Source organism: Chryseobacterium herbae, assembly GCF_025154075.1.
Classification (GTDB): domain Bacteria; phylum Bacteroidota; class Bacteroidia; order Flavobacteriales; family Weeksellaceae; genus Chryseobacterium; species Chryseobacterium herbae.
On sequence record NZ_JAOAMU010000006.1, the window covers coordinates 312,128 to 328,713 of the forward strand.

At 35.6% G+C, this 16,586-nt stretch carries 21 protein-coding genes; 2 read left to right on the plus strand and 19 right to left on the minus strand.

Annotated elements, in window-relative coordinates:
* Window positions 1–161: 161 nt before the first annotated feature.
* The 3 genes from N0B48_RS18725 to N0B48_RS18735 form a co-directional block, all read right to left on the minus strand.
* Window positions 162–605, minus strand: a complete 444-nt coding sequence (locus N0B48_RS18725; RefSeq protein ID WP_259840483.1) for a carboxymuconolactone decarboxylase family protein — start codon at window positions 603–605, stop codon at window positions 162–164.
* Between the two features lie 28 nt (window positions 606–633).
* Window positions 634–1,080, minus strand: a complete 447-nt coding sequence (locus tag N0B48_RS18730; protein WP_259840484.1) for a DoxX family protein — start codon at window positions 1,078–1,080, stop codon at window positions 634–636.
* Window positions 1,081–1,176: 96 nt separating this feature from the next.
* Entirely contained in the window at window positions 1,177–1,404 is a 228-nt protein-coding gene (locus N0B48_RS18735; RefSeq protein WP_259840485.1) for a hypothetical protein, read from the minus strand.
* A 268-nt stretch (window positions 1,405–1,672) separates the two neighbouring features.
* Here N0B48_RS18735 and N0B48_RS18740 point away from each other — a divergent pair, with 268 nt between their 5' ends.
* Both N0B48_RS18740 and N0B48_RS18745 read left to right on the plus strand, forming a co-directional pair.
* Window positions 1,673–2,467, plus strand: coding sequence for a hypothetical protein (locus N0B48_RS18740; RefSeq protein WP_259840486.1), 795 nt, complete (start codon window positions 1,673–1,675; stop codon window positions 2,465–2,467).
* A gap of 35 nt (window positions 2,468–2,502) precedes the next feature.
* Complete coding sequence (locus N0B48_RS18745) at window positions 2,503–3,117, plus strand: hypothetical protein (RefSeq protein WP_259840487.1); 615 nt, start codon at window positions 2,503–2,505, stop codon at window positions 3,115–3,117.
* A 48-nt stretch (window positions 3,118–3,165) separates the two neighbouring features.
* Here the strand turns inward: N0B48_RS18745 and N0B48_RS18750 are convergent, their stop codons facing one another.
* The 16 genes from N0B48_RS18750 to N0B48_RS18825 all read right to left on the minus strand — a co-directional run bounded on the left by N0B48_RS18750 (window position 3,166) and on the right by N0B48_RS18825 (window position 16,586).
* On the minus strand, window positions 3,166–4,128 hold the full coding sequence (locus N0B48_RS18750; RefSeq protein ID WP_259840488.1) for a beta-1,6-N-acetylglucosaminyltransferase: 963 nt from the start codon (window positions 4,126–4,128) through the stop codon (window positions 3,166–3,168).
* A 385-nt stretch (window positions 4,129–4,513) separates the two neighbouring features.
* Complete coding sequence (locus tag N0B48_RS18755) at window positions 4,514–5,548, minus strand: acyltransferase family protein (RefSeq protein ID WP_259840489.1); 1,035 nt, start codon at window positions 5,546–5,548, stop codon at window positions 4,514–4,516.
* Window positions 5,549–5,577: 29 nt separating this feature from the next.
* Window positions 5,578–5,970 carry a hypothetical protein gene (locus N0B48_RS18760; protein WP_259840490.1) on the minus strand — a complete coding sequence of 131 codons (393 nt, stop codon included), beginning with the start codon at window positions 5,968–5,970 and terminating at the stop codon, window positions 5,578–5,580.
* Window positions 5,971–6,238: 268 nt separating this feature from the next.
* Window positions 6,239–8,743 (minus strand): glycoside hydrolase family protein, encoded by a 2,505-nt coding sequence (locus N0B48_RS18765; protein WP_259840491.1) that lies wholly within the window; start codon window positions 8,741–8,743, stop codon window positions 6,239–6,241.
* Entirely contained in the window at window positions 8,743–9,576 is an 834-nt protein-coding gene (locus N0B48_RS18770; protein WP_259840492.1) for a hypothetical protein, read from the minus strand. The genes N0B48_RS18765 and N0B48_RS18770 overlap by 1 nt, the downstream gene beginning before the upstream one ends.
* Entirely contained in the window at window positions 9,563–10,030 is a 468-nt protein-coding gene (locus N0B48_RS18775; RefSeq protein ID WP_259840493.1) for a hypothetical protein, read from the minus strand. Before N0B48_RS18775 ends, N0B48_RS18770 begins: the two co-directional genes overlap by 14 nt.
* Window positions 10,020–10,856 (minus strand): nucleotidyltransferase, encoded by an 837-nt coding sequence (locus N0B48_RS18780; RefSeq protein ID WP_259840494.1) that lies wholly within the window; start codon window positions 10,854–10,856, stop codon window positions 10,020–10,022. Before N0B48_RS18780 ends, N0B48_RS18775 begins: the two co-directional genes overlap by 11 nt.
* Window position 10,857: 1 nt before the next feature.
* Entirely contained in the window at window positions 10,858–11,154 is a 297-nt protein-coding gene (locus N0B48_RS18785) for a hypothetical protein (protein WP_259840495.1), read from the minus strand.
* The gene (locus N0B48_RS18790; RefSeq protein WP_259840496.1) at window positions 11,154–11,357 is read right to left on the minus strand and encodes a hypothetical protein; all 204 of its coding nucleotides are present in this window, start codon (window positions 11,355–11,357) and stop codon (window positions 11,154–11,156) included. The genes N0B48_RS18785 and N0B48_RS18790 overlap by 1 nt, the downstream gene beginning before the upstream one ends.
* A 6-nt stretch (window positions 11,358–11,363) precedes the next feature.
* Complete coding sequence (locus tag N0B48_RS18795) at window positions 11,364–11,849, minus strand: hypothetical protein (RefSeq protein ID WP_259840497.1); 486 nt, start codon at window positions 11,847–11,849, stop codon at window positions 11,364–11,366.
* Window positions 11,846–12,811, minus strand: coding sequence for a late control protein (locus N0B48_RS18800; RefSeq protein WP_259840498.1), 966 nt, complete (start codon window positions 12,809–12,811; stop codon window positions 11,846–11,848). The genes N0B48_RS18795 and N0B48_RS18800 overlap by 4 nt, the downstream gene beginning before the upstream one ends.
* Window positions 12,811–13,422 (minus strand): DUF6046 domain-containing protein, encoded by a 612-nt coding sequence (locus N0B48_RS18805; RefSeq protein WP_259840499.1) that lies wholly within the window; start codon window positions 13,420–13,422, stop codon window positions 12,811–12,813. The genes N0B48_RS18800 and N0B48_RS18805 overlap by 1 nt, the downstream gene beginning before the upstream one ends.
* Complete coding sequence (locus tag N0B48_RS18810) at window positions 13,422–15,302, minus strand: tape measure protein (protein ID WP_259840500.1); 1,881 nt, start codon at window positions 15,300–15,302, stop codon at window positions 13,422–13,424. The genes N0B48_RS18805 and N0B48_RS18810 overlap by 1 nt, the downstream gene beginning before the upstream one ends.
* The gene (locus tag N0B48_RS18815) at window positions 15,302–15,481 is read right to left on the minus strand and encodes a hypothetical protein (protein WP_259840501.1); all 180 of its coding nucleotides are present in this window, start codon (window positions 15,479–15,481) and stop codon (window positions 15,302–15,304) included. The genes N0B48_RS18810 and N0B48_RS18815 overlap by 1 nt, the downstream gene beginning before the upstream one ends.
* A 53-nt stretch (window positions 15,482–15,534) precedes the next feature.
* Complete coding sequence (locus N0B48_RS18820; protein ID WP_259840502.1) at window positions 15,535–16,122, minus strand: hypothetical protein; 588 nt, start codon at window positions 16,120–16,122, stop codon at window positions 15,535–15,537.
* Window positions 16,123–16,160: 38 nt separating this feature from the next.
* Complete coding sequence (locus N0B48_RS18825) at window positions 16,161–16,586, minus strand: hypothetical protein (RefSeq protein WP_259840503.1); 426 nt, start codon at window positions 16,584–16,586, stop codon at window positions 16,161–16,163.

The window sequence follows — 16,586 nt, forward strand, 5'->3', positions numbered from 1 at the left end:
AAGGAAGCCTGAGGCTGGAGGAGGGAAGTTCTTAAAGATCAAAAACAGGACTGTAATGTAGTTTTATTATTACTTCATTAAATTTTATAATAACTATTAAAAATGATGTCCAATAGTAACTTCCAGCCTCCCTCTTCCAGCTTCCAGCTCTGATAACCTTGTTATTGATCCTGTGCGGGAACCAACATCGTCGTAATCCCGATTCTGTTCCATGCGTTGATCGTGATGATAGCCATAATAACCTGGGCTAAATAGGTTTCTCCCAACAGCCTTTCTGCAGCGGCATAGGTTTCATCCTTGACATGATTGCTGATCAGCGTTACTTCTTCTGTGAGGGCTAAAACAGCGCGTTCTTCTTCTGTGAAAAAAGGAGTGTCTCTCCATGCATTCAGTGCGTAGATCCGCTGTTCTGTTTCACCGGCTTTTCGGGCTTCCTTCGTGTGCATATCAATACAGAATGCACAGCCATTGATTTGTGATGCTCTGATCTTGATCAGGTCTTTGTGTATTCTGGTAAGCGGTGTGCTTTCTATGAATCTTTCAAGGCTGAGGATCGCTTTATAACCATTGGGTTCTGCCTGATCCATTTTAATTCTTGTTGTCATTGTATGATGTGTTTGTTTTGAGAAATAATTACTTTGTCTTATTATTTAAAAAATTGTCGATGCTCCATTTATAAGAAGGAATAAAGGAGAGCAGGAAACCTGCAGCTGAAGCTGTAAATACACCGTAATTGATTGGTTTTTGAATTCCTACCGAAAGGGTCATAAATACAATAAAGGTAAGGGTGATCAGTGAGGCGCCGATTGCAGCATATTTGGTTTTAAACCCTATGATAAGGCAAATACCTACCAATAATTCAGCGACTGTCGCGATACTTCCCATGACATTGACCATGGGTCTTTCAAATATTGGCATTAAGGTCGTGGTATAATCTATAAAGTTATTCCAGTTTCCCCATTCAATATTTCCGGTTCCGGGAGCTCCCAGTATTCCCAGGCGGTCTGCAACAGGTGTTAAGAACGTAATCCCTAATGCATATCTTAAAAGTAACTGCGGGATCTTCAATGAATCTTCCATAAATCTTGTTTTTCTGAGCACAAAATTAGGAAGACTCTGAGCCACTTTAGTCACCCAGTTTTATAAAACAAGATGGCCCAGATAAAAGGGATTTTATTAAGGACGTTTATGGAGAAGGGTTGCAAAAAGCCCCACTGCCGCCAGAAGAAAACCTATTGAAATAATCAGAAAAATGAATAATAGAAGGAACCTGTTCGGAATTTTCAGGGAAGTTTTTCTTTTAAACATCTGGGGGTTTGTAAATCCTGTCAAACTCACAAAAAAGAATATTACACTTAATAATAAAGAAACCATCATAAAAAGTCTGGTAAAATCTAAGCTCATTGGAAATATTTTTTACTTTTCAATTATTTTAGTATTGATTAACAGAGCTTCTCAATAAACCCATCACACTCTCTAAGCTGTATATAGCAAACGAATCTACATAAATTTATCATACGTTTTACTCTATATTTTCAACACTTCTGCATTTTAATCGTTCTCATGTTAATAAATAAAAGTCTTGACATTTATCAAGTAGCTATTCGTTCTTATTTAATAGTTTTGCAGAAACAAAAGGAAAAAAGATTCTGCACTCAAAAGAATTTCATACATGATGAAAAACAAATTATTTCGATTATTATTGATGGTATCAGGTTGCATCTTGTCAGCACAGGAAGCAGACAATTCTTTTCATGGCTATTACAAATCCGATAATGCTGAAACCCTTTATGATGGCTTTAGCTTCGAAGGAAATGGAAAAGTTTTAATAGCGGACATGAATTATGGTGACTATTTTACCAGAAATGACAGCCTGATTGTTTACCCGGATAAAAGTATTTTTATTTTCAAAATTAAAAATGATAAACTCATCGGTCTTTCAAATTGGGTAGAAAAAGGAAGCTGGACTCATCAAAAAGATGCACCGGAGATAGGAAAATTCTACGATTCGATTAAGGCTAAAAAAAAGGCTGAACTTTTAGCCGAATATTATGATCAGACAAAAACATCATCCAAATCCGGCCTTAACTTAGATGCTTTGGTTTCCGGTAAAATCAATGATATTAATGAAAACCTTTGTGGAAAAGGTTTAGCTAAGGCCTGTATGAATCTTTTTGGATTGAAGATGATGGAATATACGCCGGATCTTCTGACTGATCCCGGAAAAATTGCTTCGAAGAAACTGAAACCCCATCCTGAATTAATTTTGCTGTCCCAAAGAATTATAGAACTTGGAGAACCTGAGGGATATACGGTATTAGGCAGTTATTATTATACATTAGGTCTGAAAGAAAAAGCCTTTAAAACCTGGGATGAGGGAGAAAAAAATGGAAGTTTAAAATCTCCCCAAGCCAAAGCTTTAATTGAAATTCAGGAAGAACTGGACCGGGAAGATGAGAAAAAATAATTGAAGAATTGATACAAATACTAAACTTTTAACTGATGTATTTAAATAAAATATATTTTCCATTACTGCTTGCTACAATAGGCATAAGCTGCAGCCCTAATGAAAAGACAACTCTAAAAAATAAGAAGATCAACGATACCGTTCATACCCATCATATCGCCGAAAAAAAAGAGAAGGAGACTCCTGTAATAGATAAGAAGGAGTCTATTATTGATGCTGATGCCGTATTGGTCGCTTTTAATAAAGCCATTAGAACAGATGTCTTCAGCAAAGAATTGGATTTCAATTATAAAAATAAGCTGGACGGATCTATTTTTGATCTGGAGCGGCCTATTCTTATCGGAGATTTAAATGATGATCATTTAGATGATGCCATGATGCCTTTTTCTATAGAGGGGCGTGAAGGCGGAAATAACTGGGATGCTTATTATGCAGTTTTCATCAACAATGGGGGAGTTCTCGAGTATCAATATTCCTTTTCAAGAGGCGGTGATCTTTCTGAAACCCTGATTAATTTTACAAGTATAAAAGATGGATTCATAAAAGGGATGGAAGTACCCGGAAACAATTCGTCCAAAGAAGAAAGTACCCCTGTAGATTATATGTACAGGAATACTGACCTTTCGGAAGTGGCTACCGCTTCAGAGTAAAAACCAAACGGTGTTGATTGACCTATGAAGCGTTTCTAATGAAGAATTTTAGTTTAAATGGTTGAAATTTTTGCTGATATCTTTTATATCATTTATTTTTATTAATGTTTTAAAAGGTTCGTCGTATTGAATTTTAATCGAATCAATAATTTGATTATCCACATTGTCATCAAATTTCCGTGCAAAAAGATGGTTTCCGGTTTGCAGAAAATCCAGATCCGTTTCCGTGAATGTTTTTGGACGTAATTTAATATCACCATCAGGAATCCAGATGATGGCTCTTTTGTCGTCATCTACCAGAATACCGTCGAAAGAAGTATTCATTAAAACCGTCTGGAAGAAAGACTCATCCGCAATTAAGGTATTCAGATAATAATCTTCAAACTTTTTCACTTCGGTACTGTTGCAGATAAATTCACAGCAATTTCTGGTAAGGATCATCCACTGTCCGCCTATATAAGGAATGACATCTTTCATAAAACCTCTTGCATGCGTTTTCTCGGAAATCTTATCTTCAGATTCTTCAAAGTAGTTTTCGATCCTGTTCATGGTTTCAGGTCTGCTTTTTTCCTGATCAGCAATTTTTATGTAGCTCTTCCCATTGTTCTTTGAAAGAAAGTCTTTAATGATTTCCTGTGATTTTAAAGGATAATCCTGACCACTTAAATTGATGAAGTAGTCCCATTTCATCTTCATCTCCAGAAGATATTTCATTCCATCCAGTTCAGCCTGCACCATGCTGTAACCTCCCCAAACGACATTTTTACTCTTAAGAATATGCACATTCGGATATTTCTGCAAAAAGACACCTACCTCTTCACCAATTTCCTGATGGGCTTTTTTATCGATATGAATAAGATAAAAATTGGAAGGATCGTAGATGGCTTCGAAAAGTCTTTTGAATTGATCGGGTAAACGATGTACCAGGATCAGGTACGCAATATTGACAGATTTCACCGGAATATTACCGATACTATGGCCATTGCTATCGTTTGGGTAAACATTATTCATTTTATATTATTTAAAAATTATGAATGTTTACAACTTATTTTATAAAGTATTAATAGACATTTCCGTAAATATACAAAAAATAAATAACATTTTTTGATAAAAATACAATTTAGAAAGAGCAAATAGGGCATGGATGAATTTTTCCAGCAATTGATTTTTAAAGAAGCAGAATGCATAATTGGTGATCTAATTTCATTTTATTTTTTAAAAGAAATAAGCAATAATTCAAGGAATCAGTAAGAAATTAAAATTCCGGGGGAAAATTTATTTTCATAAAAAGACCATGTATAATCGCGAAAATCAAATGCCCAAAGATTTAAAACCAAATGCCCAAAAAAAGTAAAACTTATTTAATTTAAACAGTGTTTAAAAGCTCTTTAAACAGTTAATCTTTGATACTCTTAATAATTCTATTACCTAAACTAATAAAAGGTTTTTCTACATACGTATTCAGAAGCTTTGAGATCACGTAAGATGACGTAACAATAATCACGTAAGCCATTATAAAATTGACATAACCTTCCATCTTGGGAAGTATGAAAAATGGCAATACAAAATGAATTATGTAGATTGAATAAGAATTTATTCCAATTTTCTGGAAAACTATATTATTTACAATATTAAAACTTTCTGCAATAACAAAAAGGCTGCAAAATGAAATTGCTGAAATAATTGGTAAGATTCGAAATGCATACCTGTAGCCTTTAATTTTAAAAAGATCTTGATTTCCGGAAACAAAAAGCGCAATAGCAGTAAAAATAACAAAAATGATAATAGCGTTCCTTTCATTTGTTAAGTACTTTTTATGCAAAAAGAAAAAGATCCCAATCACAAAGACAGAGATTTGATTCAGTATATTGAAATAAAAAAATTCATAATTAAAACTTGGTTTCCTTTGGAAATAAAAGATCACTAATTCAGCAACAAAAATTATTATCGCCCCTTTAATAAATGAATTTCCGGACTTTAAAAACCGGAATAAGAAAGGAAAAATTAAATAAAACAGCATTTCTGTTCCAATCGACCACCCACCGGGCACAATGCTGTTATTAGCTGATGGAATAAGCCCATGAATGAAAAACAAATTTGATAGTACATTCTTAAATGTATATGCACCATAGGTTCCAGAGTAATAATTCAGGATAAAATATAGAATAATCCCCAAATAGTATATAGGAAATATCCTGAAAAACCGACGGATATAGAACTTTATTAAATGTTGTCCCTCCTTTTTGCGACTATCTTCTGAGAGACACAATGTATATGCCGATGCTATAAAAAACAATTGCACACCCATTTTTCCATAGTCAAATATTACTTCTTCTACTCTTGTATTAAATGTAAATAATTGTGAAGTATGAACCAGTACAACCATTAAAATAGCTATACCACGTAAACTATTGATGTGGGAAAAATGCATGTACAAATGTAATAAAATCGGCTTTGAAATTATTTTTTTATGTATCCAAATTTTTCGATGATGCCAGATATCATTTCTTTGAACGCATTAATTACAAACTTTTTGCCTTCTTTACTCAGAAACATCCAATCTGTAAGATCTTTTGAAAGTACAATTGCTACAGCAAACGGTAGAAAGAAAATTTTCATTGGCCACTGTTTGTAAATTGCAAGCTCATAAAGGCCGATTGTGCAGATCATCACCAGAACAGCCATACCAATCCAATCTTTAACCTCCGGGCTCTTTACATCAGGCGTTTTATGCCAGAGATACATTCGGTAAATATACCCTGCAAGTGCTAAAACAATAATAATCCAATCATGTGCGCTATATGGCCAGTCAAAGAGGCCATCAATTTCTACGATTATTTTGTTTTGCTGCATATCGTTGGTTTTTTCGTTTTTGTCTTAATAGGTTTAAATGAAAGCAACGCAGTTTTCTACGGATGAAAGTGTATATTTGATGTATTCCTTTCAATGTAAGAATAAAGCATAAAATTATGATTAAAAACCAACCGGGTGAGCCTTCACGAATGTGAATATTAAGCCCCTCCGAATAAGTGATAATTATTCCTATATATGATAATATTAGAAGGATAATGCCTTTAAATAAGGAAATTATATTAGTAGTCATTTTATAATCAATTATATATTAATCCGGAACCAAACCAAATAACTCTTCTTTGGTTCCATTAAATTTCACAGACCTAATCTGGCAGTGCAACGTTGGACTATTTTGAGCCAACACATAGTTCATATATGTGACACCATTTTCTTCAATAATGCCAGGAGTTGCAACCTGATCGCAGTTGAATGCGTTATAATACTCCAGCTCATCATTGATAGCCAAAACACGTCCTTTTTTAATCCAGTTTATTGGTTCTAGATCTTTACATTCAGCATAGAAAATATCAGTCGGAGCAAAAGCGGTCCCTGATGTATTATGACATGCATGATAAACACAGATCCATCTGTCATCATTGACTGATCTCATCAGATCAGGTCCGCCACTTGAACCGAATATGTTTAAACTTGGAAGGTTCTGTACAACTGTATAAGGGCCTTCAAAATTTTCTGACTTGACTAAAAATAAACTCCATGGAGCACTACCTGATAGCTTTCCTTCAATTATTCCGTAATAAAATCCATCAACTTTAGTAGTACACATTCCTACATTCGCCAAATAAGGAATATCTCCTTCCTCCGTTGTAATATTTCTTACAAATGTAAAGTTAACGCCATCGGAAGATTTAAAAATTTTCCCGCCCTCACTTGGAGAATTGTAATCCATAGCAGCGAATACGTATACATAATCATTAACAACGCCAGCCCAGGCAGCCATCGCACTGGGGACTCCTGCTGTATTATGTTCTGCATGTTCCAGACCGCCAATAACAACATAGTTAGAGTGCATCATAAAGCCTCCATCAGGCCGCCCTGATATAGCAACAGCGATACCTGCTTCAATAAATACATCTGGGGTCCCATTTGCTGCTGTGAAGTACATGAAATATTTTCCTTTGAATTTAACAACTGTTTGTTCTCCGGGAATGAAAAATTTAGTATTTCCTTCAAGTAGGTGATTACTCATCTGTATACCTTGTGCCGGAAAAAATTTATCTTGAGGTGAAGACAATTTAAAGGGATTTAAAGAAGCCATCCAATCTGTTAACCTTTCTTTAGATATTTCTCTATCCCATAGTGTAATATTTTTTAACACTTGATTATCAGGTACAGGAAAATTACAATTAATACTCGAAACCTTCTTGCCTTTATTAAAAAATCCAATTTCCCTTCCATCTACCCAAATAGCAATAAAATAAGCGTTACCCTTCACTACAAAATACACATCTTTATTACCATAGTCATAAGCAATACCATTTGATTCACCATCTTTAAAAACCCCTATCCCGGATGTCCCAGCATAGATCGTAAGTGCAAATGATCCACAATTAATGATTGATATATTCTTATTTGAAGTGTATTTATTGGGGAACCTTACAATAAAACCTAATGAGAAATTATATCCTTCATTAATTGAAAAATTACCAGAAACAGAACCATTCACATTAATTTTATTATTACTCATCAAATCTTCTGTAGCGGGTAAATTAAAAACTGATACAACACCATGGTCACTTTCCTGTAAGACAGGTTTTGATAAACGCTTTAGTCGATTAAAATCATTTGTTCCTACAGGCTTTATTCCTATAATATCTTTAAATTTATTTCCATCATAGATACCGTTAAACACTTCTAATCCAATATTCCCCGGATGCTCTACAATTTGATTAGATCCATTTACTGTGTAGTAGGTACCATTTCCGGCGTCTGTATATGTAAGATCGGATGTTGAATTTAGTGTGGAGTAGCCGATATAATCAGAACTTAATGCTTCAAAATCAACAGTTACATTATTCCATCCTGCATTTAAAGGCACATCGGATTTTATTGTTAATGTGGAAGTACCTCTGCGGCATGTGAATTTTCCTAGACCAGTAGTAGCAACTTTAATTCTTAATAACCTTATTTTTTGTGGTGAGTTTAATTGCATTGTAAATATTGATGTTCCAATGCCTGAAGCCACAGAACTGGGTAAATTTACATCAGCCAAGTTTTTAGAAATTAACGAAACTTTAATTTCCCCCAAATCTTCAGCCAGGCTATTAAACTCATTTTCCGAAAACCCAACTGCTGGCCGTAGTTTTTTAACCTTCTTTGCTATATTGTCATTAATCTCCAAGCTGACATCATAATAATTATCATTTACATCCTTAAAGTCTGTGGCAACCGTCTGAATTGCCACGCCTGAAGAGTTCAGAAAGTGTGTAAAAGTCGTAGAATTTCCATCTTCTACACGGTACCAGAATACACCTATTGCCGGAGGTGTTGTGGAAGCTTCCGCAATTCCTTTATAGGCACTTTGGGCGAGTTCGGTCATATTCTCCACGGCTTGATCAAAAGCAGCAATTAATGTATCCTTTGCACCTGTATCTAATTTGTTTGAAAGTTCGGACTGCAAATTTTTTACCGATGCAATTTCAATCAGCTCATCTTTATGCCAGAAGCTGTCAAAAAAATTATAAAAAGCTTCTTGGGCTGGTTTTAACCCCCTAGCAAATAATTGTCTTAGATTTAATTTTGATATTTTTGCCATTATCCTACGTACTTAATGTAAATTACAATTCTGTAAGGCGACATGTTGTTATGTGGCATGCCAGCCCCTAATTCGTTTGTATTTCCTATGCCTGCATCCCCTGAAGCGGAAGTAATTGAATAATTCCAGTCTTCATTATCTATTGGGGAATCTCCTACAACAGACGCAACACCGTTCGGGTTGTCAATCAATCGCGGAGAATTAATTCCTCCATACCCGAAAAGCTTAAATCTATGCTGAGGTAATTCACCGATAGTCAAAGTGTGTTTTTCCTCTCCCCCTATTTTTCCTACTTCATCAAATGCAGGATTTAATGGATCTAAACCAACAGGTGCTAATTTTTCCCATCCATCATCAGCAACCCAACCTGGAGGGATTAAGTTTGCAGGTTTACACCACAACATTCGACCGCCTCCGGATCGAATTGGAGCAGTCATTTTTTCCAAAGCTGTAATTCGATCTTCTAGAGCATTAAGAGGTGTGACCCTTTTAAAATCTGCCCAATTAAAAGCAGTTCCAGAGTAACCAAACGTTGCATAGCGATATTTTTCAAAAGGCTTTATGCTGCCATCTTCAAACGTGGCACCTGTATTTTCCTCTTTTATAATGACAGTGTTTTGCTTTACACCTCCTTTAAACTCTAGGGTTTCACCACCGATGACGACAAGACCGTCTCCAACAGTAACGCCAAGATCTTCACAACCCGAAACGATCGCTTTTTCGCCGGCCATTTTAGCAACACCTGAAAATATGGAATATGCGTCCTGAAGTCCTGAAAGGACCTCTGTAATAAGCTTAAAACCTCCCGTTTGGTTAAAATTAAATGTTTTCATCTATAACAATTTTGTAGCGTTTCCCCGCTAATTTGTAAAAGTCTATTAATGCTTTCAGTTCAATCTGATAATTTTTAAGTTCCCCCGGAACTACAACCGTAAAATCAACACCATTTCCTTCCGTCTCCTCTTTGGAATAAATAATCATTTCTCCTAACCATTTAGGTCGCTGTTCCCCGTCAGTATAGATATATTTCGGTTTTTTTAAAATACCTTCTACAATCTTTATTCTACGTTGGTAATCAAATGTATCATTCAAAATCTTTCGCAGAAAACAAGTCTGTGAGTTATGTTTTATTTTTGTGATGTTCGATGATCTATTGACAGTAAACATATTGTTTAGGTCTGAAATTTCATCTGAGACAAGTGATAAAAATGAACTAATAACAGGTGTCCTTAATATTGAAGGCCAAGCTTGTAATATCAATCGTTGAGCGTCTAATTTATACCACATATGTAAACTCACTATTTTCAAAATCTATTGTAAAATACCCACTGATTGGAATTTTTGAAATTTCTACATTTTCAAAAACTCCATAATCTCCAATAACAGGATCTATCCATGAGGTTTTCGCATTTATAAGATGAGGATTTATTACTCCATCAATTTCCTGTAATTTGTCCACCAGTTTGTTTAGGATCAGTTCACCATTAAATGGAAGTTCTTTCCTAAATTTTAATAAGGCATCTTTAACTGGCTCGTTTCCGTACAAAATTGAAACACCATTTGAGTCGATAACATTCGGATCACGTTTTATTTTAATAAATAGCTGTAGCTTATCTGGTAAATAATTAACAACTGTCGTCTGTACTCCGGCATCCCTCACTTCTGAAATATAGTATTCAAATGATGCCTTCTGCTCATTCGTAATGGGTTGTAAAACTCCATCCGTTTCAGTTGCAATTTTGATAATTAGACGGCTTTCTATTAAAGATTCAGTTACAGCACAATACTTAATTATTTTTGAGCTTTCAACTTTATCTTCCATCCCAATATTGTTAAATTGGTCTGAATCCGTCATCAATGAGAAACCATATTGAAAAGCCATTGCTTTTTTCCTGTACCATCTTGATGTATGTGATTTTTCTTCGTCAATCATCTTAGATAGTTCCTTTTTGTGTTCCTCAAAAATATTCTCATGAATCCAAGTCACAAAAGCAAATACCCAAAGTAGATTGACCCATATTGCCGTTTTAGAAGTGGAAGTAAGCTCATCCAAAGCTGTGTAAGTTCCTTTTCTTTCTACCAAACTATTATAAATTTCTTCTACAGATCTCATTTTATTGTATTTCAAAAGTTTCTTCTATAGCCCAATAATTTACTCCTCCTAAAGGTTTTATTTCAATCAAATTTTCTGTTATGCCTGTAGCAGGTTGTATTTTTTTTGCCTTGAAATAAAATTGGATATCCTCATCAACAACAGCTATTTTTGCGCCTTCCAAGTTAGATCCGGTTGTTAACGCATCAGTCACCGAAATGCCATTTGCTAAAGCTATTTGAAAACAGTTTTGGACACTTCCTGTATTTTGTATAGAAATATCTAAAAGTGTTTGATTGTGCAATACCTTATTTTTCATTATGTGATTTTTCCTAGCGTTAGTGGACCTCCTCCTGAAGGACAAACACCGATAACAGTCGCATCCGTTTGTAACATTTTGACAATCTCATAAAGAGCGTCAACCAAACCATCCAGTGCTTCATCCGGATCAGTTACATTGTCACGAACTGTTTTCAGTTTTAATTTTAATTTTGCCTTGGCTTGTGCTTCTGTAATTGGCATTTAAACTTATTTTAAAAATTGATTAAATCTGTTTTCTACAATAATAAAGTCCTGTAAATTCAATAACTTAATTGTGACACCTGTATTAGTTTGAAACTTTAAATTTTTACAGGCTTTGATCAGGTCTGACATTAATTCTTTCAATGTTTCGTTTTCTTTCTTAAGAAGAAAACCTTCACTATCTATCTGCAATTCTGTAACACCAATTTTCAAATCAAAATCTTCGATTTCACTGAAAAATTCAACGTATAGTCTGTGCAGATCTTCATTAATTGGAGAGACTAAAACATAACTTCCAATTTTAGGAAACAGGTAAAACCTTTTTCCATTTTCTTCAACCGTCGCTGATAATTGAACCTCATCATATTCCAGTTGACCGTCTGAAACTTTGCAAACACCGTTTACTTTATCCACGGAAACCACTTCTGCCGGAAAAGTGTCAACACTCCTTTTTCCCAGCTTTGCAAAAGCAGTTTGTAAATCCTTCGTCATAGTTTGTTACTTAATGTTGCCTTCCTTCTGGCTCCATTGGTTCCAAAAGTCGTGATGACTGATTTAATAAAATAATTTCCTTCGCGGTTTTTATGTTCAATATCCCGGATTTCTGCTGCCATCCCTCGCGTAACATATGGAATTAAAAAACTGGTTACATCGCCTTCAAAACCATCATACTTTAGTTTTTTGATTTCAGCTTTTGCCATCTCTTCAAGTTTTTTTTCGTCAGAAACTACAGAGGTGTGATAGGTTCTCAATTCTCCGTCTTTATCTCCAAACTCGTAGCTTTTACGCTGATTTTTATTATCTATGTAGGTGTATTTTACCTTTATTCTTTTGTCCTCAGAAGTTTTAAATTCTAAGTTATTTTCTACCAAATTATAATTGAGATCGTAGATCACTATTTGCCCGATATTAGTTGCCTGTTGAAGACCACAATACAAGCTTCCGTCATCTTCCAGAAAAACTGTCATTGCCAAATTTTCCTTCAATCCCTGTAATACCTGTGTCCCGTTTGCATCTTTTATTATGTACTTCTCCAGTGCAACGCTTGGGATTCTCTTTGACAGTTTTATTGGAGTGTCTTTTACAACCTCTTCCAATATTTCTTTCATGGTTGTTTTTCCGAAAGCTTTAGTGATGTTTTTTCTGCGTAAAATCCACATAGCGTCTTCACAATGAATTTCTAAAGGAATTTTAGTTTTTACACGGGCCACATAGCCTTCAAATTCAACTCCCTCATATTTTCCCTCGTATGCCAATGTAATTTTAACAGGATCACCAACTTTTATTACCTCTTCCGTAAATTTTTGTTCATTATTGTCCCGTACTTTAAACCGCAATGGCATTTTAATAATTGCTGTGTCAACCAGTTCTTCGACTGTCTTTGTAATTTCGACTTCGTTTATTGAATTGAAAATATAGTTGCCTATCTCAATTTTTGCAGATAAAATGTACATTAGCCTAATGTGTTTAAGAGTTTATTTGTCTTCTCTTTTTCTTTCAAATCAGCGTAAAAATCCTGATCAGATACAGCCGTAATTGAGTACTTTTGCAATCCCTGTTCACCTGCCATTTCATCAAACTGGATGTCTTTCATTACAATGTTTCTAATTCCAAAAAGTTCAAGGAAAGGATTGGCATAAACTTCAAGAGAATCATTTATTTCAAACATACTGTGTAGTTCCCGGACTTGCTCTGTCGGATATTCGTCCAAATTGTCAGGGATCATACAGACTCCTTTTATAGAAATTTGATAATCTTCCGTACAGATATATTCTTTTACAGTTCCTTTCCTTTCTTTACCCACAGTTGCTGTTTCAACAATCGTTTTCGCCAAGCTTACAGAAATTAGTGGTTCATTCGGAAATGTATATTCGTTTCCTTCTTTGTCCATCACCTTAAGTGTTAGGAAATATTTTTGTCCCAATGAAACACCGGAAACAGAACCATTTAAAGAGGGTAAAGTGTGTTTTTGTTTATTCTTTGCCCACCAGTTTGGAAAAACAGGACCGATATAGTCAAAGTGTGCCCTGGCAACCAATTCTTTTAAATCAAAAGTATAGCTCATTAGTTTGTTTGCATTTGGTTTGCGCTGTTAACAGCTCTTAATAAGATTTCCTGAACCTGATCACCTAAACCGCTTAATCCTTGCTCTGTTTTGCTGACATTAATGACGGTCTGATCTTGCAACTTATTTATGTTGATGGTGATGTTGGTTAAGCGGGAACCACCCCCGGTGATGCCGTCTCCTGCTTTCTTCTTCTTTTTATCTTTTTCATCTTTGCCGTCCTCCTTTTTTGCCCCGCCTTTCAATCCGGGGATGGCATTTAGATAATCGTTTTTATTACCTTGCTTTTCCCCCTGTAAACCTTTGAAAGAATCTTTAAGCTTGCTAAAGTCTTTTTGGATGCCATCTGTGTCAAACGTAATCCCGATACCTTTAGCAGCATTTTGACCAGCTTTTAAATTTTCTCTTGTTTGTTTTCCGTGATCTGCTAGCTTTTTGGCAAAGTCACTATTTAGCTTTGCAATTTCACCTTCTGCCTCTGTTTTGACTTTTTCCGTGATCTTAGAAAATGCACCTGAAAAATCTCCTTGCATAGCCAGTTTTATTGCGTCCCCAACTTTTGAGAACACCCCAACAATATTTTGGGCAGAATCTTTAGCGTAAAGGAAAATCAGATTAAAACCGAACTTAAATGCTTCCACACCTATATTGAGTGTGCCTTTTATTTGGTTCCATATAGCTTCAAAGAGTATTTTCATATTCATCCAGCTTTCAGACCAACCATCACTGTATTTTATCAGTATTCCAATCAGGGTTATTAATGTGACAATTCCGACTACAATCCATCCAACTGGTGTCATTGCCATTACTAGATTGAAAATTCCCCAGGCAATTGCAGCATCACGGATTAATGGAGCAAAAGGCTTTATAATACTTATCAGCCAAAGCATTCCTTCTTTAAACCAATTTATCACAAGTAAAACACTGATCATAACGTTGCTAAATGTTTGGAGCGCGTCCCCTGATCCTTTTATACCAATAATTGCTTTTATCAGATCCCATAAGGCTAATGCTACAGGTTGTAAATTCTGCCACACGATATCAAACCAATGGGCAATTTGTGGAAGATATTGTTGAAGGAATTCCAAGCCGTCTGCCATTCCTCCCAGCACCTGCCCAAAGATCCCGCCACCGAAACTACCAACAGCAACCAAGAATCCCCAAAACTGGTCTTCAAGATTTGAAATTTTACCGCCCAATGTTTCAGCAACTACCTCCATTGATCCAGCCACACCTTTCATACCTCCAAATTCAAGGATAGCATCCCGGATTGCAGTCTCATTGTTTTTTACTTCTTTGGTAATTCCTTTGAAGGAAAGTTTGACTTTATCACCCTCCTTTTGGGCTTTAATACCAAATTCTTTCATTCTTTCAAATTCACCACTTTGAGCATCCAAAATACCTTCAACCAACTGGTCAAATGATTTCCCTTGTGAAGAAGCTAAGTCACCGAGTTTTGTTAGTTCCTGATAGGTAGGATAGACACCACGGTTTACCAGTTTAATGAAACCGCCTGTCAGCTCATTAAGCTGGTAAGGGGTTTTCTGTGCAAATTCAGTTAGTAAGGCCATTGCGCCTTGACCTATGGCTTTGTTCTGAAAAGTGTTAGTAAGTACAGCGTCAAATTTTTCATATTCCTGCCGGGCTTCAATCACCTTATTGGTAAAACTCATAATACTTGCAAATGCAAAAGCACCTGCAAGCATAGTTTTAAGTTTACCCAGCGAACCTGTCACAGCATTTGATTGCTGATTCATGTTCTGCATGGATGATATCACACTACGAATCCGGTTATTTGCCACCCCGGCACTACTTGCAATACTTTGCAGTGCAGAACTGGCGTGATTATTAATTCGTACTATGTATTGATAAACATTCATTAGCTGGATTCAGAAGCTTCTTTTTCCTTCTGACGTATAAAGTGTAAATCCTGTAGCTTTTCTGCCCAATCTTCATCAGACAGCACGCCCGGTTCAGGAATATGCATGTAATAGGTTAGTAAAGCGTTGTATATTCTTATTGCAGTTTGAAGGACATAAGAATCTTGGAGAAGTACCAAATCATCAGCAAGATCTTTGGCCGAGGTAATTGTTTTGTCAACAATTGCCCCGTTTAAAGCTTTTTTAGCTGACCAATTTTCTTGTTTTGCAGGCTTTCGATTGCCTGATATAGAGGAAATCTTATTTCGGCTCTTTTCACATCCTCAAACCCTTCTGTTTTATCCTCGCAAACCATATTAAACAGTGCTTCTTGAGTTACAAAAGGTTTACCGGTAGGGTTTCTTTTTTCTGAAAGTTTCAGATCTTCACGTGTAATAACACGGATCACACATCTTTCATCCCCAATAAGGATTTCAGTTTTTCCTTTTGCTATATTGTTGATGATAGCATCAGGATAATTGAAAAAGTCGATCAGAACCTTCTTAGCAGTTAAAAAGTATTCATCCTGCGTTTTTATGGCTTCATCACCGCCCAGCCAAAGTGCAGACAAAAGTTCTTCACCAAAAGCAATATCACCATTTTTTTGCATGGCAGAAAAAGCTCTTTTATAATCGTTCATGTTTGGTTCACGTAGATATCCTGTTTTATCTTCAACCGGAAGGGCGTAAACTCCACCATGTTTTTCCTTCCATTCGTTAATTTGCTCTTGTGTAACTGACATTGTTTTGTTGTTTTTAATTGTTAGAAAAAACCCACCCAATCAGAGTGGGTTTTAAAAAAAAATTGATATGTAAAAATTTATTGATCCTCTTTAAGGTCTAAAAAGATGATAGGACATTCAATTTCCATATTGGTATCGCCTTGATTCATTTCCTTTTTATACTCAGTAAATTCACAGCTAACCAATATGTCTGTGGTGTTCTGTCCTCCATCAGCTGGAGTATAAGCAACAACCAGATCAAAATTGAGGCTTAAAACATCTTTACCCGGTGCAGATTTTATCATTGCTTGCAGTTCAGATTGCCATATTTTGATTGATCCTTCAAATTCCTTATCACCACGTAAGATTTTATGTCCTTTGTTGCCTCTGCCTTTTAAAACACTTTTGGCCTGTTTTACTGTGTATGAAACACTGGTAAGTCCTGTGACAATTCGGCCTCCCATCGAAACTGAAACATCAGCCCATGAATACTGGGCACTGTCAAATTTTGTGTTTTCTGCCAT